This is a genomic window from Phocaeicola fibrisolvens (assembly GCF_025567125.1).
Classification (GTDB): domain Bacteria; phylum Bacteroidota; class Bacteroidia; order Bacteroidales; family Bacteroidaceae; genus Phocaeicola; species Phocaeicola fibrisolvens.
The window spans coordinates 48398-70068 of sequence record NZ_JAOQJI010000018.1 but is presented as its reverse complement, the minus strand read 5'-3'; the positions used below and the strand labels follow the sequence as shown (position 1 = coordinate 70068).

Annotated in this window: 18 protein-coding genes; 9 read left to right on the top strand and 9 right to left on the bottom strand. The window is 43.9% G+C overall.

Annotated elements, in window-relative coordinates; genetic code table 11:
* Positions 1–174 precede the first annotated feature (174 nt).
* From OCV81_RS09400 to OCV81_RS09375, 6 genes are all read right to left on the bottom strand, one after another.
* Positions 175–2448: a DUF4955 domain-containing protein gene (locus OCV81_RS09400; RefSeq protein WP_148329789.1), complete on the bottom strand. Its 2274-nt coding sequence runs from the start codon at positions 2446–2448 to the stop codon at positions 175–177.
* Positions 2449–2532: 84 nt separating this feature from the next.
* On the bottom strand, positions 2533–5061 hold the full coding sequence (locus OCV81_RS09395) for a DUF4955 domain-containing protein (protein ID WP_148329788.1): 2529 nt from the start codon (positions 5059–5061) through the stop codon (positions 2533–2535).
* A 13-nt stretch (positions 5062–5074) separates the two neighbouring features.
* A complete protein-coding gene (locus tag OCV81_RS09390) occupies positions 5075–7000 on the bottom strand; it encodes a PL29 family lyase N-terminal domain-containing protein (protein WP_148329787.1) in 1926 nt (641 codons plus the stop codon).
* A gap of 20 nt (positions 7001–7020) precedes the next feature.
* Positions 7021–8067 (bottom strand): DUF5017 domain-containing protein, encoded by a 1047-nt coding sequence (locus OCV81_RS09385; RefSeq protein WP_148329786.1) that lies wholly within the window; start codon positions 8065–8067, stop codon positions 7021–7023.
* A gap of 33 nt (positions 8068–8100) precedes the next feature.
* On the bottom strand, positions 8101–9894 hold the full coding sequence (locus OCV81_RS09380) for a RagB/SusD family nutrient uptake outer membrane protein (RefSeq protein ID WP_148329785.1): 1794 nt from the start codon (positions 9892–9894) through the stop codon (positions 8101–8103).
* Between the two features lie 33 nt (positions 9895–9927).
* Positions 9928–13086: a SusC/RagA family TonB-linked outer membrane protein gene (locus tag OCV81_RS09375; RefSeq protein WP_394802531.1), complete on the bottom strand. Its 3159-nt coding sequence runs from the start codon at positions 13084–13086 to the stop codon at positions 9928–9930.
* A gap of 507 nt (positions 13087–13593) precedes the next feature.
* Between OCV81_RS09375 and OCV81_RS09370 the strand changes: the two genes are divergently transcribed.
* The 3 genes from OCV81_RS09370 to OCV81_RS09360 are packed head-to-tail and all read left to right on the top strand — an operon-like array spanning position 13594 to position 15352.
* Complete coding sequence (locus tag OCV81_RS09370) at positions 13594–14280, top strand: phosphatidylserine decarboxylase family protein (protein ID WP_148329792.1); 687 nt, start codon at positions 13594–13596, stop codon at positions 14278–14280.
* Between the two features lie 35 nt (positions 14281–14315).
* A complete protein-coding gene (gene pssA / locus OCV81_RS09365; RefSeq protein ID WP_022355090.1) occupies positions 14316–15020 on the top strand; it encodes a CDP-diacylglycerol--serine O-phosphatidyltransferase in 705 nt (234 codons plus the stop codon).
* 53 nt (positions 15021–15073) lie between these two features.
* Positions 15074–15352, top strand: coding sequence for a DUF4834 family protein (locus OCV81_RS09360; protein WP_148329783.1), 279 nt, complete (start codon positions 15074–15076; stop codon positions 15350–15352).
* 6 nt (positions 15353–15358) lie between these two features.
* Here OCV81_RS09360 and OCV81_RS09355 read toward each other — a convergent pair whose 3' ends face one another.
* Together OCV81_RS09355 and OCV81_RS09350 are read right to left on the bottom strand one after the other, a co-directional pair.
* Positions 15359–15793: a nucleoside deaminase gene (locus OCV81_RS09355; protein ID WP_148329782.1), complete on the bottom strand. Its 435-nt coding sequence runs from the start codon at positions 15791–15793 to the stop codon at positions 15359–15361.
* Positions 15794–15797: 4 nt separating this feature from the next.
* Entirely contained in the window at positions 15798–16031 is a 234-nt protein-coding gene (locus OCV81_RS09350; RefSeq protein WP_022355093.1) for a hypothetical protein, read from the bottom strand.
* 72 nt (positions 16032–16103) lie between these two features.
* Here OCV81_RS09350 and OCV81_RS09345 point away from each other — a divergent pair, with 72 nt between their 5' ends.
* The 4 genes from OCV81_RS09345 (at position 16104) to pyrH (ending at position 19323) form a co-directional block, all read left to right on the top strand.
* Positions 16104–16472 carry a YraN family protein gene (locus tag OCV81_RS09345; protein WP_072541638.1) on the top strand — a complete coding sequence of 123 codons (369 nt, stop codon included), beginning with the start codon at positions 16104–16106 and terminating at the stop codon, positions 16470–16472.
* Between the two features lie 17 nt (positions 16473–16489).
* A complete protein-coding gene (locus tag OCV81_RS09340) occupies positions 16490–17227 on the top strand; it encodes a biotin--[acetyl-CoA-carboxylase] ligase (protein ID WP_148329781.1) in 738 nt (245 codons plus the stop codon).
* The gene (locus tag OCV81_RS09335) at positions 17224–18540 is read left to right on the top strand and encodes an MATE family efflux transporter (RefSeq protein ID WP_148329780.1); all 1317 of its coding nucleotides are present in this window, start codon (positions 17224–17226) and stop codon (positions 18538–18540) included. The genes OCV81_RS09340 and OCV81_RS09335 overlap by 4 nt, the downstream gene beginning before the upstream one ends.
* Before the next feature lie 72 nt (positions 18541–18612).
* Positions 18613–19323 carry a UMP kinase gene (pyrH, locus tag OCV81_RS09330; RefSeq protein ID WP_007559787.1) on the top strand — a complete coding sequence of 237 codons (711 nt, stop codon included), beginning with the start codon at positions 18613–18615 and terminating at the stop codon, positions 19321–19323.
* A gap of 72 nt (positions 19324–19395) precedes the next feature.
* Here the strand turns inward: pyrH and OCV81_RS09325 are convergent, their stop codons facing one another.
* On the bottom strand, positions 19396–19920 hold the full coding sequence (locus OCV81_RS09325; RefSeq protein WP_148329779.1) for a histidine phosphatase family protein: 525 nt from the start codon (positions 19918–19920) through the stop codon (positions 19396–19398).
* A 171-nt stretch (positions 19921–20091) separates the two neighbouring features.
* On the opposite strand from OCV81_RS09325, the gene frr reads away from it, so the two are divergent.
* Together frr and rsgA are read left to right on the top strand one after the other, a co-directional pair.
* On the top strand, positions 20092–20652 hold the full coding sequence (frr, locus tag OCV81_RS09320; RefSeq protein ID WP_022355097.1) for a ribosome recycling factor: 561 nt from the start codon (positions 20092–20094) through the stop codon (positions 20650–20652).
* 75 nt (positions 20653–20727) lie between these two features.
* Entirely contained in the window at positions 20728–21663 is a 936-nt protein-coding gene (rsgA, locus tag OCV81_RS09315) for a ribosome small subunit-dependent GTPase A (protein WP_148329778.1), read from the top strand.
* Positions 21664–21671 lie beyond the last annotated feature (8 nt).

Here is a 21671-nt window from a genome sequence, read left to right as displayed (position 1 = left end):
CGGGGGAATACCTAAAGATACAAAAAAGCCAGCTAATTCGCAACACTTTGTGTATGAATTAGTTGGCTAATTTTATATTATTTACTGAATGTCCCTAGATTGGGGCCTTCAGTAAACACGGGCAAACCTACCGATATTCTTTTTTCGGTAAGTTTGCCCGCTTTTCATTCCATCTTATTTTAAAGCATTCAACCAAGCCGGAACACTTCCCAAACGATGTGCCAGCTGTGCCTCATAAAGTGACTGAGGCTCTACAGGAATGCCATTACTTTCATCCAGTTTCACCTGTTCCTGCACAAACTTGACAGGTTCACCATGAAAACCGACAATTATTGGAGGAAGGATTTTCCAATATTGCCATCCCGTACGCCACCAATCAAACTCCCCGTTTGCCGGAAGCGTGCCATTTCCATTCACTTTTGTATTCGTAGAACACATATTCCAAATTGTCAAATCATTTAAGTGGTTAGGAACTTGATTGGCATCTCCTCCTTGGCGAGATTGTACAAATCCACCCGTACAATTATCTATCAACGTTGCACGAGGTTGGGTAGCATGCGACTCAAAGCAAGCATCCTGTCCCCATGTCACTCTCCAAATTACAGCTCCCATACTAGGCTTCGATACCCCACAAGCATGATATTGCCCGGCATTCTTCTGCATCGTAGGATAAGCATCAGCCAATGGGCCATCCGTATAATCCCGTACAGCACCAATAAACACGCGACTGGACCCCTGAGAACGAATAGCCGAATGGCCTCGGTTTCCTTTAATATCAATATTGTATGCAGAAAAATTCGCACTGGAAATAATAGAAGCAGCTTCACTTACACTTTCAAAATTTACCCTTCGCATCCATGAATTCACCACGCGCATAAAAGCAATAGGTTTATAGGCACCATCGTCTATCCAACTACGATGATGTTTGAAGTCATCCACAGCATGTCCTACAAACGTCAAGTCTTCCACACCTACATTCTCATAATAAGAATACTTACATAGTTTCCAGTCCCACTGCGTATCCACTTCATGCATAATTGGTTCCTTGAAGGTGATTTCATCTCCGCTAATGCTCACAATCTGATGGTAATCTTCCACCTGCACACCTTCCGTGGAAATATTAGTCATATTAGATTCCCAAGCATAAGGAAGTAATTCTTGCTTAACCAATTTCGGATTATTGTCATGCAAATAGAGACATACCCATTCTCCAACCTTAAAATTAGACGAGCCGGATACTTTCACCGTAAAAGTGCCTTTTCCAGCATTTCCTATAACTTCGTATTTTGTACCCAGCCATGCATTATTCTTGATATTAATCATTACCGGCGAAGAGTACATATCCGACTTTTGTTTAGGCAAATTAGGAGTTTCCATTTCTAAAAATGTCTTATCTGCCCCATCACCCTTTATGATAAAGTTTCCTCCAAACATTAAAATCTCATTACTGGTATTATTTCCCTTTCCATCCGAATCAAAATCCGTCTTATCAGGATCATACGTATTGTCCTCCTCATTATGCAAGACATACCGTCCTTCTGGAAAATAAATTACCACCTTAGCCTCTTTTACGCCTTTATCTAATTTATATTCTGCCATAATATCCAATAAGGCATTTCGGGCCGTCATATTCTTCTGTACCATACGGTCACGTACATTCACCACCTGATAACCTAAAGAGAATCCATCCGGAGCCTCTTCTTCTCCATGCTTATACCCCGCATAAGAGAAATCCAGCAAGACATTATCGGCAGAACCAGCCACAAACTTGTTCCATGCTTCCGTTGTAGTCTTACCGGTTATTTGTGATGTAATCACCTGTTCTCCACAACGCAACGACAACGACAAGGTCCGCGCATCTTCATCCACCGTACATCCGGCAAAAGGAGAATAGGCAGCGGACGATGCTTTTTCTGTATCCCATACTTGCCGATTCCCTATTTGCATCCAGGAAGTACCATTATATGAAACCTCCCAAAACCGCTTTTCTCCAACCTGAAAACGAGGAGTTAATATACCTTTTCCTGTCGAACTTAAGGCTGCAGCAGGCTGTCCATCAGCATCTGTCAACGTTTGTGTATGCCCATCCAGTTCATACACCCAATATCCGTCTGCATCAATTCCCACCAAAGGAATGGAATTCTTCTTCACTTGTTCAGACTCTGCATATACGGTAAGTATATGCTCATTATCCAATTCCACCAAATATCGGCCACTACTTTCCCTCGTGTACGTCAATACTTTCACCTTACCTTCCGCTATCTGCTGCATATCAGCTATGTCACGATTCAGTTGTGCCAAGCCTCCATCTGCTGTTGGAGAATCAGCCCCTGTGCTCTCATCCGCTGAAAGATTGTCTTTTTTACATGAGGACATGATACACAAAGAGAAAATGAAAAACACAAAGCCTAACTGACTTATCCAAGACTTGAAACGATTACTTTTCATCTGTATTTAGTTTAAGTGTTTACCTTTTAAGGACAATTGCCCCGCAATAATTTATCTTTATTACGGGGCATTTATAATGAAATATTATTTTAACGCATTCAACCATGCCGGAACATAGCCCAAACGTTTCTGAAGTTGTGCCTCATAAAGTGATTCCGGAGTCACCTTCGCACCCGTACTTTCTTCATAAGTCACCTGACCTTCTTCTTTCGAGAACGTTACAGCATTGCCATGAGTACCAACTACAATAGGAGGACATATTTTCCACCAAATATTTCCTGCATCCCACCACTTAAAGTCAGAAGCGAAATTCTCACCTTTTTCATCAGTTGTACCCGTCACATACAAGTTCCATAAAGTGAGGTCTGCAAGATGATTGGGGGCTTCATTTTCTGCTCCACCCGCATGATAGCGGACGAGACCTCCCCGGCAGTTGTCGAACAACGTCGCACGAGGCTGAGTAGCATGTGACTCAAAGCAAGCATCCTGTCCCCAGTTACAATTCCAGACTACAGTTCCTATGCTGGGCTTTGACACGCCACAACCGTGCCACTGCCCATGTCCGCGTGAATCAGCACTTTCGTCCTGTACCTTTCCGATAAATACCCGGCTGGAACCTTGTGCACGTACAGCCGAATGACCTCGATTTCCTGTGATCGTAATATTATAGGCAGAGCAGTTGGCCGACTCCCCAAAGGTAATGGCCTCACTCACACTCTCAAAACTTACGTTGCGCACCCATGAATTTACCACGCGGTTCAACTGCAAAGGTACGTATCCACTGTCATACAGCCATGCTTTCGATTCATCCTGTCCTTCTCCATGATGGTAATAAGGAGTAATGGCCTTACCGACAAAGCTCAGGTCTTCTACACCAACATTTTCAAAATATTTATAATCACGAATCACCCATCCACCGTCATAGTCCTTGTAAGCCACATTCACCTCATGCATAATCGGTTCATAAAAAGTCACCACATTTCCACTGACAGACTTGATCTGATGAAATTCCATGACATTAATTCCCTTTCCATCCTCATTGCTTCCAGATAATCCCGGCTGTTGAGCCACCGACCAGGCTGCTTTCTTCTGATTATAGATTGGGCCCAACTCTTCCTTGAGCAAGGCATCATCTCCACTCCGCAAACGAAGCTGTACCCATTTTCCTGAAGATAGACCACTGGTCGATTCCACCTTCACACTAAAACTACCTTTGGCTGCATTTTCAGAAACCGTCGCCAAAACCTTAGAATTATTTATATTTGTCGGACTATTGGTATGCTTGATTGCCAACAAGGGAGCCGTAGTCGATTCACTGGTTCCAATCGAGTTATTCATCATCAGACGTGTCTTGCCCGCTCCGTCACCTTTTATCACGAAATTTCCCCCATAAATTTCAGGGAATTTTTCAGAGTTACCTTCCGGCTGCAAATCATAATCACCGGCCGGAAAATAAATCACAATCTTTGCATTCGCATTTGTAGCAGAAGTGCTGGAAACACGTACCAGCTTGTTTTCATCCAAGATTTTTATCAAAGCTTCGCGTGCAGACAAGTGGTCCTTGTCCATGCGGTCTTTTACATTAATCACTTTATATCCCCAAGCAAATCCGTCCACCGGTACACTTTCACCGTGGTCATATCCGGCATACGAATAATCCAGCAATACATTCTCGGCATTATTAAACAAAAAATTCTGCCACGCTGTGGCAGAATTTTCATCGATTGTTGTTGTTAATAACTTCACCGGAACCTTCACCACCCTGCAATATCCTTCTTTCGAGAATATCTTCAGGATAATGTTATCCTCATATTCTTTTCCTTGTGTATTGACTACGGGAGCAGTTACCCGGATTTTTGTTTCATCCAGCTTTACTCCCCAAGTATTGGTTTCAATCACCACGTTTTCCACTCCTTCCTGAGTCACATTAAATTCACGTGATTCTCCCAAGGCAAAAGCCACCGGACCTGAACCATATTCCACAGTCAGTGCCAAACCGCCATACAAAGAAATGGTCTTGCTCAGTGTTTCATCTCCATTCTTCCATTCGAAAGTCAAGGAAGACCCATCATCTGCCACTTTCACTCCTGTAAAGATAGAAGTTCCCGCACTACCTTTTCCGGGATTAGCCGGACCAATATTTCCCAGCCATGACAATCCACCATCCAATGAATACTCCCACATACCTTGTGCATCAACACGAATCTGTGGAGTCACTCCTGTTTCTCCCAAAGCCGGAGCCTGTTGTCCATTTGAGTTCATCAAAGGATAAGTCTCACCGTCTTGTGTATAATACCATCCTCCTTCACCAATTGAAAGCAGAGGAAGTTCTTCTGTAGGATTTCCACTACAAACATGGATTGTTTCTCCATTGCTCAACTCCACAGTATAGTCTCCATTTTCACTCAACGAATATCCCATTACCAGTAATTTTCCATCCAACAATCCCTGATAATTTGAGATATCCTCATTAAACTGAGGAAGATTTGCTTCCAACTGATCTAACCGAGAATTCAAATCATCAATATCCTTTCGGATATCGTCTCTCTTGTCGCACGAGTTCAGTGCGACGAGAGAGAATATACTAATAAATAAAAATATCAGTTTCTTCATGGTTCAAAGGTTTTTATTCAAATTTTGCACCATATTCTGCATAAGTAGCATTTGGGACAAATGTTCCAATAGACAAATCAAATGTTCCACCAGTAAATGGATTTTCTTCCACACGTTCAACTTCAACAGCCCCCTCAAAACCATTCTTAATACCACCATAGAACATCTGCCAATTATATGCATCATTACGATAAACAATATTGTTATCACAAACAGAGCCCGTTGCCGGAGTGTCTATTACACGGAAAACACCACATGCGTTTGGCAAATCCACATCTGTATAGAACAAATTATATTGGGCTACAATATCTGTTAATTTAGACACATAAACAAAGAAAGTAGTTTCACAAGCCATGTTCACAAAAGTATTATGTTCTAACTCTAACTTATTAATAGTAGCCTTCGTTCCATTAAACAACTTAAATTTAGGAATCAAAGAAGAAGCCTCTTTATTATAAAAGACATTATTCTTAAATATTAAAGTACCATAAGTTGCTGTACTACTTCCTAAACTAATTAAATACTGTTGTCCAGTTCCTGAATAGTCAAAAATACAATTTTCAAAAGACAACGTTTCAAAACTTCTTGTAGAAGTTGAAATATAAGTCAACGGTTGACTTGCCGGAGTTGTAATATCACAATTGTAGAATTTAGCATACTTATATGCCGTATTTCCGTTTTGAGCCAGAAGATAAGTAGATCCACCATCATTATTCGTTACTTTAGTCGCATCAATTTTCAAATTGGCACAAAGAAGCATTCCATCTCCCGAATCTGCATCAGATAACTTAATCTGTTTCGTCGGAGCTAACACACTCTTCTCTGAAGAATTATTACCAATCAAAATCAGTTTATCAAAGTTAGTAGCAGACTGCCAATTTACAGAAATTCCAGGTTCAATAAAATAAACTCCATTTGTTTTAAAATCAAAATCTTCAGTATTTACTATAGTAGCCTCTCCATATTTTTCCTTACTAATTTCAAGTCCACCAATGTTCAGAGTCTGACCTACATCATACAATGCCTTATAACTTGCAATGACAGTCTTTGCTTCCACTTTGATTTTATCAATTGCCCAGTTAATACCCTTATTTACCTGCAAAACCAATTCTGTAGAGTTATCAGCAGTAGCACGACTCAAGGTAGAAGCCTGAGCCGGAGCAGTCACTGTCAAAGTAGCCTTTCCTTCTTTTACTTCACTCAATGTAGCAGTCCATCCACCGGCAGGAACTGTGACAAAATAATTGTCTCCAGAAATTTCTACCTCAGTAGTTACGGTCTCACCATAACCAATGGTCCATACACCATTCTTGAAACCTTCTGCCGGGTCCACGATATTTGCTTTCAAATTGGCAACAATTGGCAATGAATATGTTTCTCCACCGTTTAAGGTTACCACCAGCATGTCGTTTTCCACCTTCACATCTTCAAAAAAGGCATCAGAAACACTGACATTTCCTGAAGTAGTAGCTGCCACTTTTTCACCATTTTCATCGAGTACATATTCATAGGTTTTACCCTCATCAAAACTAACCTGCCAGTACTTATCAGCACTGATGTTAAATTTCGGAGTGATACCGCTATTCCCTGTAGCTTGTCCTATCACTTCACCATTCAAAACCCATTGGCCATTCTCATTGATGGTAATATCAGGCATTACAATCTGCCCTTCTGAACCTTGTGTCAGTGCAATAGTAGATCCATCACTCAACGTCAAAGTATAAGTTCCATTCTCAGAAGTATAAGAAGATATAGTCTTAGAACCATCCAAAATCACACGAATGGCATTCAAGTTGTCATTCAACAGACTTACCTGTGCTTCCAGACTAGTCACACGATCTTTCAAACTGTCGATGTCCTTTTCCAAATCGTCAGTTTTACATCCCACTAACGCAAACAGCATCAGCAAAAAAGGCAATAAGGATTTTAATTTTTTCATAACTATACTATGGTATTAAATTATTTTACATTAATAATAATGTTGCACACTTTAGAAGCTTCATGTTCAAAGTTTCCATTGTTCAACAAAAAAGTAGCCGTATAAGTTCCCACCTGATTATAGGTATATTCATAAGAATTGACCATAGTAGCCATATTCTTTACACTCACACCAGCATCCGGTTCACAAGAATTTACCACCAAATAATCAGAAACAAGCCAGCTATAAGTCTTTGATTTATCAGCAGATGCACTATTAATCCAGAATTTACCTGTACCAATCTGATGCAAAGCCCACAAGCCAGAAGCACCGTTTGTCACAGTGGCATATTGTAACGCATCGATATCTGCTGTCGCACTGGCTTTCAAATCAGCCGGAAGATCAGTAATCTGAGCTTGTGTACGACTCTTATAGCTCATATTTATCGGAGTAAAGCCAAACTCATTTGCCCCAACCTCAATGACATCACCATTCTTCATATGGTTGGTAATCTTCATGTCATTAAATATAATCTTTGACTGTGTGGCTGTCTCATCTACCGTTTTATACCGCACTGCCAAAGTAATATTCTTTCCGAAATAAGGCTTCATATCTATGGTAAAAGATGCGGTTCCTGCTGTTTGCGGCAATTCATTCATCGGTACAAAATCAGTCCACGAAGACTCTTCTACCAACAAAGAATCGGCCTGAAAATCATCCTTGTACAATCCTGTAAACTGATCGGAATAATACAGATGAAAGATTCCCGCAGGATTACCATATTGAGCCTCCACAGAGAAAGTCATTTCTGAAGATTCAATCTGATCCATATCAATCAACGTACGCTGACGATACGCATACTTATGTCCGCTTTCCCCACTGAAGAAAGTAACGTAATCAGGATCACCATTAATATTGAACTTGATTGGTGTACCTTTGGAGACGGTAATAATCTGTCCGTCAGACACCACATTGTCATTTACTTCTACTGAGACATTTGCTCCCTCCAGTCCCTGTTCCAAAGACTTGTCACATGAGGCCAATGCGAAGGTAACCATACTCAGTGCAAATAATTTATATAGTTTCATTGATTTACACTTTAAAATTAAACATTCTGATTATTACCAGCCTGGGTTATTTTCTGTTATAGCTTTATTCACGGCCATTTCAGCCTCAGGAATCGGGAAATAGTTATAGGCAGAAGAAACTTGGAAATAAGTATACACATTTGAAGGACCTTGTTTCCAGCCACTTGATTGTCCATTAGTAGCTTCCTCTACTAATGCATTCATATTGTTCACGAATTCTCCCCAACGAATCAGGTCAAAATGACGGGTGTATTCAAAACAAAGTTCACGTGCCCGTTCATCTTTCACTGCCTGACGGAACTGATCTTTCGACATGGAAGGCAGGGCCTCCGTCAATCCAGCACGACTCCTTACCTTATACAAAGCATTTCTAGCTTCATCCGTCGGACCATTCACCTCATTCTCAGCCTCAGCAAACATCAACAACACATCCGAATAACGCAAAATCGGAAAATTAATAGCTGTACTATTCTTATCTTTTTTATCTGCCTCATATTCACGACGGAACTTTGCACATGCACGTGCATAATCTACATAAGAAGCTGTAGTCAGCACATCTTTATCACCATAGCTATATGAACGTCCGTTATCGTGTGCTAATACGAAATTGAGACCAGCCTGTTCATAAAATTCACGTCCTGTCACACCCGTATTCTTACCGCCAGCTTCCACATATTTAAACGGAGCGATATTCCAATAATAACGAACATCTTTCTCACGCAATGCTTTAGCTTCCGCACTTGCCGGATCAGCCAGTGTAGAAGCAGCAATGTCTGTACCGTAAAGTTTATACAACTTCGGAGTGGCAAATATAAATTCATAAGAAAAGCCCGGATCCGCAGAACCTACTACGCTGCTCTTGGAAGACATGTCAGGAGCAGCCAGACCGATAATATTACCAATACGACCTTCTGCCTTGATATCAGTGGTATTGTTTCCGGCAAATTCTGCCTCCCAGATACTTTCGTTCTTTCCAGAACTATTATAACGGTTTGCACATAAGTCAATGAAGAAATCCCAGTAATCTGGTGTCAAATCATGATTACCTAATGTCATCACCTTTTTTGCATATTTGGATGCTTCAGAGAAATAAGTAGTAGTTTCCACCTCAGTTGCCGCACGATTATCGCGATGCCATTCACCGGCCCGGAACAGGAATACACGAGCCAAAATACCCCATGCAGCGGACTTAGACACATGACCAGGCATATAATTCAACTCAGCGGCCGTTAGCAATCCACCATTCTCTTCATCTGAAACGTCCTCCATTTCAGATATAATGAAATCATATATTTTCTGTTTGTCCTCACGAGGAGCGTCCAAACCAATCACATCACTGGTAGCTGTCGTACGAAAAGGTACATCTCCCCAGCACTGCACCAGATTAAAATAGTAGAAGGCACGCAGGAAACGGGCTTCTGCCACATACTGTGCTTTCACCCCCTCATTTATATCTGACACACGGTCAATGTTTTCCAGAAACAAGTTTGCACGATTAATTCCTGAATACAGCGTATACCAGAAACCTGTTACTGCTGCATCACTGGAAGTAGCGTTATTACAAATCAATCCGCTGGATACCGGAGAACGGTTCACACCTCCATAATGTTCGAGGTCATCTCCTCCAACCAGATACAAGTAATCGGCACCATAAAAAGTAGACTGTCCCAATTCCGCATAAATTCCTGTAAGGAAAGAACTGGCTTCATCTGCCGTAGTGAAATAATTATCGAGCGTCAATTTTGTTGGCTCTTTGTCCAAGAAATCGCAAGACACAACCAGCCCTCCGAACATCAAAGACAAAATTGTATATTTTAATGCTTTCATAATTTTTTGTTTATTAAATCATTATGACTTAAATTAGAATCCCAGACTTACGCCAAAACTCAAAGAATAAGCTCTCGGGTAAGAAGAATAGTCCAAACCTGGAGTCAAAGCACTGTTACGTACAGAAACTTCAGGATCGTAACCTGAATAGCTTGTCCATGTCCACAAGTTCTGAGCAGCTACATACACACGCGCACTAGTCAGTTTTGCCTTGGCTATCTTATTAGCTGGGAAAGTATAACCCAATGTCACAGTCTTCAAACGAAGGAAAGAACCATCTTCTACTACACGTGAAGAAAAGACCTTATTGGAAGAAGATGTAGTAGCTGCCGGAATATCACTATTCGGATTTTCAGGAGTCCAACGATTAGCATAACTTGCATACTGGTTCAATTCACGAGATTTGTTGTTTGAACTTTCAAAGAACAGACGGTTGGCATTCAAGATGTCGTTACCGTAAGACCACTGGAAGAAAACGCTCAAATCAAAGCCTTTGTAAGTGAAGCTGTTAGTAAAACCACCTGTATGGATAGGCAAGCCACGACCAATAATAGTACGGTCATTTGAGTCAATAATACCATCACCATTCAAATCCTTATATTTCGGCATACCCGGTTGTGTATTGCTTTCCGAAGTGAAATGAGGTACATTTGACTTCAACGTGTAGCTGTTACCTGACTTATTAAAATCATCATACTTATAAGTACCTTCATAGATATAACCATACATCATACCCATCGGGTAACCTACACGGGCAATGTAACTCGGCTGAGAGTTATAATCCTTATCAAAAGTAGCAGAAGTCAATAAGGAAGTCTGGTTCTCAGCCAACTCCAACACTTCATTCTTATTAAATGAAATATTGAAATCAGTCGTCCAAGTAAAGTTCTTTGTTTTTACGTTTACCGTACTCAAACTCAATTCCAAACCATCATTACGAACCTTACCAATATTCTTCGTCGCACTATAGAAACCAGAGCTCAATGGCAAAGAGGCATCCAGCAACAAGTCACGAGTTGTCTTCCGATATATATCGGCCGTAATATTGATGCGATCATTGAAAAAGCCCAAATCCAAACCAAGGTTCCATTGTTCTGTTGTCTCCCACTTCAGGTTGTTGTTAGCAATAGATACCGGTACAACTCCTGCCGTAGAATTATCTCCTCCAAACGGATACACACCACTCGGAATACTTCCATTAGATATATAATCACCTTGTTTTGCCTTCAGAACCTGAAGCAGAGCATAATAGTCATATTCATCAATACGGTTGTTACCAGTCAAACCCCAGCTCAAGCGCAACTTACCAGCAGAGAAAACATTTGAAATAGGTTTCATAAATTCCTCTTCCGTAAAGCTCCATGCCAAAGAGCCAGAAGGGAAATAACCAAAACGATTGTCTTTACTAAACTTAGAAGAGCCATCGGCACGGAAGGAAACAGTTGCATAATACTTAGACATATAATTATAATTCAAACGAGCCAGATAGGACATCATTGACCATGAACTCTTGCTTGAACTAGTTGTATTTGCTTGACCTTCATACATACCGGCCATTCCGAGCGATTCGTTAGGAATATGCGTCGTTTTGAAAGAATAATATTCGTAGTCTGAATTTTGGAACGTGACACCAGCCAATGCATTAAAGAAATGTTTTTTCTTAATGTTGGTCTGATAAGTCAGCGTATTTTCATTTAACCACGTCAAACGTTCGTTACGTACAACTTCAGCATTTACTTTATCAGTAGAAGTAGGACCTCCATAACGAGTTTTAGAGTTATTGAATACGTCACGTTTACGTGCATCGTATGTATAACCACCTGAAATCTTTAATTTCAAACCTTTAATGAATTCATATTCTACAAAACCGTTCAACTGCAAGTTGTTGGTATAATTTTTACGATATTCATTCTTCAATGACATAATCGGGTTAAAACGATAGTCGTTGCTGTTGTCCACGGCATCATCCATCGCACTGTCCATCAAAGAACTAAGTGGTCTGTTCGGGAAAGTAACCGGACGATATCCCCATACACTGTAGAACAAGTTATTCATACCACTATAAGAAGTTTCAGAAGGAGTAGAACCTGTCTGAATTGCACGAGAATAGTTAGCTGTCAAACTCATGTTCAATCTTCCACGACGAACTACCGTATTCATACGGCTCTGCAAACGTTCGTAACCAGAATTCAACAAAACACCATCTTGATTATAATAAGAAAGAGAAGCGTTGTAACGAATACCTTCAGTACCACCTGTCAAACGTAGATTATGGCTATGCTGCCATGCTGTACGAAAAATTTCATCCTGCCAGTTATACTGATCAATGTTACGATAATCTTCCAACGTCCACTGCTTTCCATCGTAGTTCATCAAATAACCACCTGAAGAAGAAGTCATGGCATCCGGATACATTTCCGCTTGCAGTTTTACAAACTCATACGCATCCATCATCGGAATAGTCCGAGTCACATGCTGCATAGTCACACTACCATCGTATGTCAACTGAGGCTTACCTACCTTACCTTTCTTTGTAGTAATGATGACTACACCATTTGCACCACGAGCACCATAAATGGCTGTAGCTGATGCATCCTTCAAGATATCCAATGATTCAATATCCGAAGGATTAATAGTACTAGCAATGGTTGCATCTTCTACCGGGAAACCGTCAATTACATACAACGGAGAGTTGTCCTGCGTCAGAGAGTTATTACCACGAATCACAATGTTCATGGTTCCACCCGGAGTACCTTCACTAGAAGATACATTCACACCGGCAATACGTCCCCCCAACGTTTGGTCGAACGAACCTACCGGAGTGTTCAACAATTCCTTCATATCCGCCTTGGCCACAGAACCGGTCAAGTCTTTCTTTCTCACCTCCTGGTAACCTACTACCACCACTTCGTCCAATACCTTCGTATCTTCTTCCAATACAATAGACATAGGTTTAGAGGAATCCACCTTGAGTTCTTTCGTGGCATAACCAATAAAAGAAACCACAATGACAGATTTTTTGTCGGGCACAGTCAAAGAGAACTTACCATCCACATCAGTAATGGTTCCCTGAGTAGTCCCTTTCACTTGGATACTGGCACCAATGACACTTTCACCTGCCTTATCGATCACAGTACCCTTCACGAGCACCTGGGCCATAGCCGCAGTCATAGAAAACAGGACGAACAACATTATGCTCAATCCCCTTCTCCATAGAAAAGTTCGGAATTCGGTTTGCATACAATGAATTTAGATTAAATTTAGATTTTAAAGTTTTCGTCACAAATGTACCGTTTTATTATATAAAGGTGGGACAAAATAGTTCATTTAAGGGGGTAAAAATATTCACCAAAAGGTATACATAAGAACGCATCTATTACAAAACAATTAATTCTCAATGAAATATAAAAAACAAAAGGCTACAAAACATATTTTATTACATTAACTTTTATCTATTTCCAAAATGTTTAAGCGTCCACAATCTATACTGAATTGTTCCAAGGAAACGCTCATATATTCCAATCCAAGTACTTTTATGTTTTCTACAAGGTTTATAAAAGAGGTTTAAATCATCTTTTTTCTCTTTTAAGAAAGAGGAAATCCCACCTTCTACACGTTTTTCTGATTCTATTATTTGCAGAGTTCTTAAAATAGCCCTATCTTCGCACGATAAAAACATTCAACTTTGTTATGACCCGAATGAACAGAATAAAGAAACTTAAAAAAATCCGCCTCCATCACGAAGGAACTCACATTCTGATTACCGGTGCAATCTTATTACTCCTTATAAATACCGCTTTGTATTGGGGAATTGAGTGTAAGATACCATTCTATATAGTAGCTATTGCAAGCCTCATTGTCTATGGACTGATGGTTAATTTCTTCCGTTGTCCGATACGCTTGTTCAAAGGTGACACGGAAAAAATGGTAGTGGCACCGGCCGACGGACGTGTAGTAGTCATTGAAGAAGTGGATGAATATGAATACTTCCATGACCGCCGCCTGATGATTTCCATCTTTATGGACATCACCAACGTACATGCCAACTGGTATCCAGTAGATGGAGTGGTGAAGCATGTAGACCATCATAACGGACGCTTCATGAAAGCCTGGCTTCCGAAAGCCAGCACGGAAAACGAACGTTCAATGGTCGTTATCGATACACCGGAAGGCCATACCGTCATGGCCCGTCAGATTGCGGGTGCGGTGGCGCGACGCATTGTCACTTATGCGGTACCGGGAGAGGATTGTTACATTGACGAACACATGGGATTCATCAAATTCGGGTCGCGGGTGGATGTGTATCTGCCATTAGGTACAGAAGTCTGTGTGACTATGGGACAGAAAACAACCGGCAATGAAACAGTGATTGCCCGTTTGCCCTAATCAAAAAATAGTATATACCTTATTTATATAGCATCATGGCTCACGCGATTATCCGAAATATTCCTAACACGATTACCAGTTGTAATCTGTTTTGTGGATGCATAGCCTGTTACATGGCTTTTCATAGCAAATACGAATGGGCACTGCTTTTCATCGTACTGGGAGCGGTGTTCGATTTCTTCGACGGAATGACAGCCCGTCTGTTGCATGTATCCTCTCCCATCGGGAAAGAGCTGGACTCGCTGGCCGATGACATTACCTTCGGACTGGCTCCGGCCGCCATTGCTTTCTCCCTGTTCAAGGAGGTGCATTATCCGGATTTTCTCCTTCCGTTATCGGGACTCATGCCCTACACGGCCTTTCTGATTGCTGTATTTTCTGCCCTCCGACTGGCTAAATTCAACCTGGACGAACGTCAGACCAGCTCGTTCATCGGCATGCCAACCCCTGCCAACGCCTTGTTCTGGGGCTCACTGACCGTAGGGGCACACGATTTTCTTATTTCCGACAGCTTCAATGCCCTGTACCTCTTCATCCTGGTAATTGTCATGTCATTGTTGCTGGTAGCCGAACTGCCCATGTTCTCCCTGAAGTTTAAAGATTTGTCATGGGGACACAACAAGATAAGTTATATCTTCCTGATTGTCAGCATTCCACTGCTGATTATCTTCCAGTTGAGCGGATTCGCAGCTGTCATCGTATGGTACATTCTTTTATCCTTACTGACACGCAAAAAATAGATGGGGAAATTGTGGCACGTTTTTTGTTCCATCTAAATTAAAAACGAAAGAAAATGTTCCATATTCTAGGCTTTATATTTTTCATCATACTGGTTGTCCTGCTCATCGGACTCTTCATCCTGTCCAGAGTCATCGGCATGATATTCGGATTCAAACGACGCATGCAACGCAACGGCTCTGCCCAACGGACCACTTATACCTCCAGTTCCAGTCAGCCACAGGAAGATTCCTTCGATGCTTATTCCAACGAAGGAAATACCTCCGTACGACGACGGAAAAAGATTTTTGACAAAGAAGAAGGAGAATACGTGGATTTTGAAGAAATCAAATAAAACATTTCATCTTCTTTTCCGGAAGAAGTCTTTCATCAGTCCGGCACACTCGTCGGACAACACTCCTTTCACGACTACCGTCTTAGGATGCAAGGCTTGCGGCGCATACCGCTGGTAACCTCTTTTCTCGTCTTCCGCCCCGAACACAAGACGACCTACTTGTGCCCAGGCAATCGCTCCTGCGCACATCACGCAGGGTTCCACCGTGACATACAACGTACAATCATTCAGGTATTTCGCCCCCAATGCATTGGCCGCCGCCGTCACCGCCTGCATTTCCGCATGAGCCGTCACATCGTGCAAGGTCTCGGTCAGGTTATGCGCACGCGCAATGATGCGGTCCCGGCAGACCACCACAGCCCCTACAGGTACCTCTCCCCTGTCTGCGGCCCGTACAGCCTCAGCCAGTGCTTGTTTCATGTAAAAAGAATCGTCTGCCATCGGTTTATCTGCGCATATCATGTTCCTTGAAAAGCGTGGGATAATCATCTTCCATATTCTGATGGATAAAAGACAAGACCGTCTCGCGAAGCCAGCGTGCCTTGTTGGTTATCTGGTATTTTTCCAGATAACGGTCCACAATCCGCACCTCTTCTTCGCTCATCAAGCAAACCATCCGCTGACGACGGGGAGGATTGCTAACTGGCACTTTCTTTCTTTTTTTCCCGCTATTTACCATTTGTCCTGCAAAATTAGCGTATTCCGTTAAAATTGAAGCATAAAAATGCGTATTTTTGCAAAAAAGCGGAAAATGGCACTACATAATGAACTGGGAAAAGAAGGAGAAGCTGCCGCAGTGGCTTATCTGACTGAAAAAGGATATGAAATCAGACACCGGGACTGGCATTCCGGACACCGGGATTTGGACATCGTGGCCCAAAAAGACGGTACCTTAGTCATTGTGGAAGTGAAAACCAGAAGGGACAACCGTTTCGGCCATCCGGAAGAAGCGGTGGACAACCGGAAAATACGGAGTATCGTGGCTTCTGCCGATGCGTATGTCCGGAAATTCGCCCTCGACCTTCCCGTCCGCTTCGACCTCATTACCGTGGTGGGAATGCAGCCTCCTTTCCAGATTGAACACATCGAAGAGGCTTTCTTCCCTCCTGTGTGGAACTAATTAATGCATAAAGACTCATGAAATATCCTGAACCTATCGTATTGGCAGAAACCACTTCTACCAATTCCTACTTGGCGGACCTTTGCAATGCGCAACCATATCCGGAACTGACCAGCGTATATTCATCTTTCCAGTCGGCCGGACGCGGACAGCGTGGCAACAGCTGGGAATCGGAAGCAGGCAAGAACCTGCTCTTCAGCTTTGTGCTGTATCCGGACTTTCTGGAGGCACACCGCCAGTTCTACCTCTCACAAGTCACGGCCCTGGCCCTGTATGACGTGCTGTCCAGCTATACGGAAGGCATCTCCATCAAATGGCCCAACGATATCTACTGGAGAGACCAAAAGATTTGCGGCACCCTGATTGAAAACGACCTGACCGGTATCCACATCAGCCGTTCCATCTCGGGCACCGGGGTCAATCTGAACCAGGAACGCTTCTACAGCGATGCCCCCAACCCCATCTCCTTGTGCCAGATTACGGGCAACCAGTATGACATCCGTGAAATACTGGCACAAATCATGGACAAGGTTACCTACTATTATCAACGGCTGAAGGAAGGACAGACCGACCTACTGGAAACACGTTACAAGGAAGCCCTCTACCGCAAGGAGGGAATGCATCCGTATCAGGACAAGGACGGACAGTTCCAGGCACGCATCGTGGACATCGAGCCCAGCGGACGCCTGATACTGGAAGACGCGCAAGGACAACAAAGAGGCTATTTATTCAAGGAAGTGGAATACATCTTATGAAGACGACCGACAGACAGATTCTGCACATTGCCCTGCCCTCCATCGTTTCCAACATCACCGTCCCCCTGCTGGGATTGATTGACGTCAGCATTGTAGGCCATCTGGGAGCAGCTTCCTACATCGGAGCCATCGCTGTGGGAGGCATGCTGTTCAATATGATTTACTGGCTCTTCGGCTTCCTCCGCATGGGAACGGGAGGACTCACTGCCCAAGCCTACGGCCGACACGACTTGCAGGAATCTACCCGAATCCTGCTCCGCTCGCTGAGCATCAGTCTGCTACTGGCCCTTGCCCTGCTGATCTTGCAATTCCCCATCCGCAGCCTGGCTTTTATCTTCATGGACACCAGTGAGGAGGTGGAAAAATTGGCCACGCTCTATTTCCATATCTGCATCTGGGGAGCTCCGGCCACGCTGGGACTCTACGGCTTTACCGGCTGGTACATCGGCATGCAGAACTCCCGTTTCCCGATGTTCATCGCCCTCACCCAGAATATTGTCAACATTGCCGCCAGTCTATTTTTCGTCTTCTCCCTCGGCATGAAAGTGGAAGGTGTGGCCCTCGGCACCCTTGTAGCACAATATGCGGGACTGGGAATGGCCTGCCTGCTCTGGCTTGTCTACTATCGTCCGCTACGAAAGTACCTGCACCAGAAAGGTTTGTTCGACCGAACCGAAATGAAACGTTTCTTTCAGGTGAACCGAGACATCTTCTTCCGTACGCTCTGCCTGATTGCCGTAACTGTTTTTTTCACCTCCACGGGGGCCGCATACGGCGATGTGGTACTGGCCGTCAATGCCTTGCTCATGCAACTGTTCACCCTCTTTTCGTATTTCATGGATGGATTTGCCTACGCTGGAGAAGCGCTGAGCGGGAAATACATCGGAGCCCGGAACCACAAGGCACTGACACTAACCGTAAAACATCTTTTCAAATGGGGCATCTCACTCTCCCTGCTGTTTACCTTGCTCTACGGACTGGGAGGAAAAGGTTTTCTCAACCTGTTGACCGACGACGCGACTGTCATTGCCGCGTCCGGAGAATACATTTACTGGGTACTGGCCATTCCGCTGGCTGGATTCTCGGCTTTTCTGCTCGACGGTATCTGCATCGGGGCCACAGCCACCCGCCTCATGCTGCGTGCCATGTGGATTGCCTCGGCCAGTTTCTTCCTCCTTTACTACAGTCTGCACGACACATTAGGAAACCATGCACTCTGGATGGCTTTCATTGTCTACCTGAGTCTGCGGGGTATCGTACAAGGAATCATCCTTTACCGGAAGAGAATCACAGATTTACACACCCTGTCATAGTTTTTTTCGCAAAGCGGAAGATATCCGAAATTATTACTAACTTTGCTACAAACTAATAAAACAACTACGATTATGGCAAAATTCAAACGCATTCTGTTAAAACTCAGCGGCGAAAGCCTCATGGGAGAAAAAAAATACGGTATTGACGAAAAAAGGCTGGGCGAATATGCACAGCAAATCAAGGAAATCCATGACATGGGCGTACAGATTGGCATCGTCATCGGTGGCGGTAACATTTTCCGCGGATTGTCGGGAGCCGGAAAAGGCTTTGACCGCGTGAAAGGTGACCAGATGGGTATGCTGGCTACGGTTATCAACAGCTTGGGACTAAGCTCAGCTTTGGTGGCTGCCGGCGTAAAGGCACGTGTACTGACGGCTATCCGCATGGAACCGATTGGTGAATTCTATACCAAATGGAAAGCCATTGAGGCCATGGAAAACGGGGAAGTAGTCATTATGTCGGCCGGTACCGGAAATCCGTTCTTTACCACCGACACCGGTTCGTCACTGAGAGGCATTGAAATCGAAGCCGACGTCATGCTGAAAGGTACCCGCGTAGACGGTATCTATACAGCCGACCCGGAAAAAGACCCGACAGCCACGAAGTTCGATGACATTACGTACGATGAAGTACTGGCACGCGGCCTGAAGGTAATGGACCTGACCGCTACCTGCATGTGCAAGGAAAACAACCTGCCGATTATTGTATTCGATATGGATACCGTAGGCAACCTGAAGAAAGTGATGTCGGGCGAAAATATCGGTACACTGGTACACAACTGATTATCCCAACCCTTTTCTATTCTATAAAATGACGGCAAGCTGCGGTCTACGACTGCTCCTTGCCGTTTTTATTTACTCACCCGCCAGTTCATAACGGTGGAATTCCGCATTTTTCATCAAGGGAATCGTGCGAAGGTCGTCCAATGCTACCCCTTTCATCCGGGCCTCCAGGCAGCGGTTGATTTGCCCGTGCGCCACGACCAGCACCCGCTGGCCGTCATAATGCTGCCACAGATACTCCAGAAAAGTTCCCGCACGGTCGTACAACATCTGAGGGGTCTCTACCCCGGCAGGCGGATGACTCAAATCCACACTCCCCACCGTCAGTCCGGTCCACGGTCCCCAGTCGATTTCCCGCAGCAAAGTCGTCTGCTGCCACGGCAGGTGCCGGTCGCCCACGGCCAGCCGTACCGTATCCACCACCCGCTGCAAGTCGCTGCTCACCACGGCATCCAACGGAATCTCACGCAAGGTCTGCCCCAGTTCCACGGCCTGCTGTTTGCCTTCTTCCGTCAATGTACCAGGTAAATGCCCCTGAAAAATCCGACTCAAATTCTCCTCCGTCTGTCCATGACGGGCCAAATAAACTGTAATCATAAACCGTGCTGCTATTAAGTTGACAAACAAAGATAAGAAGTTTCCGGCAAGTTTCGAGCCAAACAGACACAAACTTATGTTCCGAAGTATTGCATGAGAATAAAAAATAGCTTATTTTTGTTCACATAAATACTTATCAGAGAATATAAAACCTATAAATGTAAGAAATATATGGCAGATTCTAAAACAATTATCAGCGAAGCTGAAGAGAAAATGGATATGGCAATCATGTACCTGGAAGACGCGCTGGCCCACATCCGTGCCGGAAAAGCCGACGTACGTCTGCTGGACGGTATCCGCGTAGACTCTTACGGAAGCATGGTGCCCATCAACAACGTAGCCGCAGTGACTACTCCCGACGCGCGCAGCATTGCCATCAAGCCGTGGGACAAGAGCATGTTCCGCATCATTGAAAAGGCAATTATCGACTCTGAACTGGGTATCATGCCGGAAAACAACGGTGAAATCATCCGTCTGGGTATTCCGCCATTGACTGAGGAACGCCGTAAACAGCTGAGCAAGCAGTGCAAAGGTGAAGGAGAAACTGCCAAGGTAAGCATCCGCAACGCACGCCGCGATGCCATCGACGCCCTGAAAAAGGCCGTAAAAGACGGTATGCCGGAAGACGAGCAGAAAAACGCTGAAGCCAAATTGCAGAAAGTACACGACAAGTACATCAAGCAGATTGACGACATGCTGGCTGCCAAAGACAAAGAAATCATGACAGTATAAATTTTATTCACCCCATAGGAGGAGAGAGGGAACCGTCAGGATTTCTTCCCTCCTCTTTTTTTAAATTTACATCTATTGGAAAAAGGTCTGGTCATTAAAAATACAGGAAGCTGGTATCTGGTCAAAACGGACGAGGGAAAGCTAATTGAGTGTAAGATAAAAGGAAATTTCCGCCTGAAAGGAATACGCAGCACAAACCCTATCGCCGTGGGCGACCGGGTACAAATCAATGTCAATGCGGAAGGAACCGCATTCATTACCGAAATTGAAGACCGGAAAAACTACATCATCCGCCGTTCTTCCAACCTGTCCAAACAATCACACATCATCGCAGCCAATCTGGACCAGTGCATGCTGGTGGTCACGGTGAACTATCCGGAAACTTCCACCATATTCATCGACCGTTTCCTGGCCTCGGCAGAAGCGTATCGCGTACCAGTCTGCCTGGTATTTAACAAAGTGGACCGCTATACAGAAGAGGAATTGCATTACCTGGAGGGACTGATTCACCTGTACACCCACATCGGATACCCCTGCTACCAAATTTCGGCGCTGGAAGGCACTGGAATAGAGGAAATCAAACAGGCCCTGCAAGGAAAAGTAACCTTGTTCTCCGGCCATTCCGGCGTAGGAAAATCGACCTTAATCAATGCCATCCTGCCGGAACAGAATGTCAAAACCGGCGAAATATCCACGGCACACAACAAAGGCATGCACACTACCACTTTCTCTGAAATGTTCTCTGTAGCGGGCGACGGCTACATAATTGACACCCCGGGCATCAAGGGTTTCGGCACCTTCGACATGAAGGACGAGGAAGTGGGACACTACTTCAAGGAAATATTCGAGTTTTCCGCGCACTGCAAATACGGGAACTGTACCCACCGGCATGAACCGGGTTGCGCCGTACGTGAAGCCGTGGAAAACCACTACATCAGCGAATCGCGGTATGCCTCTTACCTGAACATACTAGAAGACAAGGAAGAAGGAAAATACCGGTCAGCCTATTAACTTTTTTA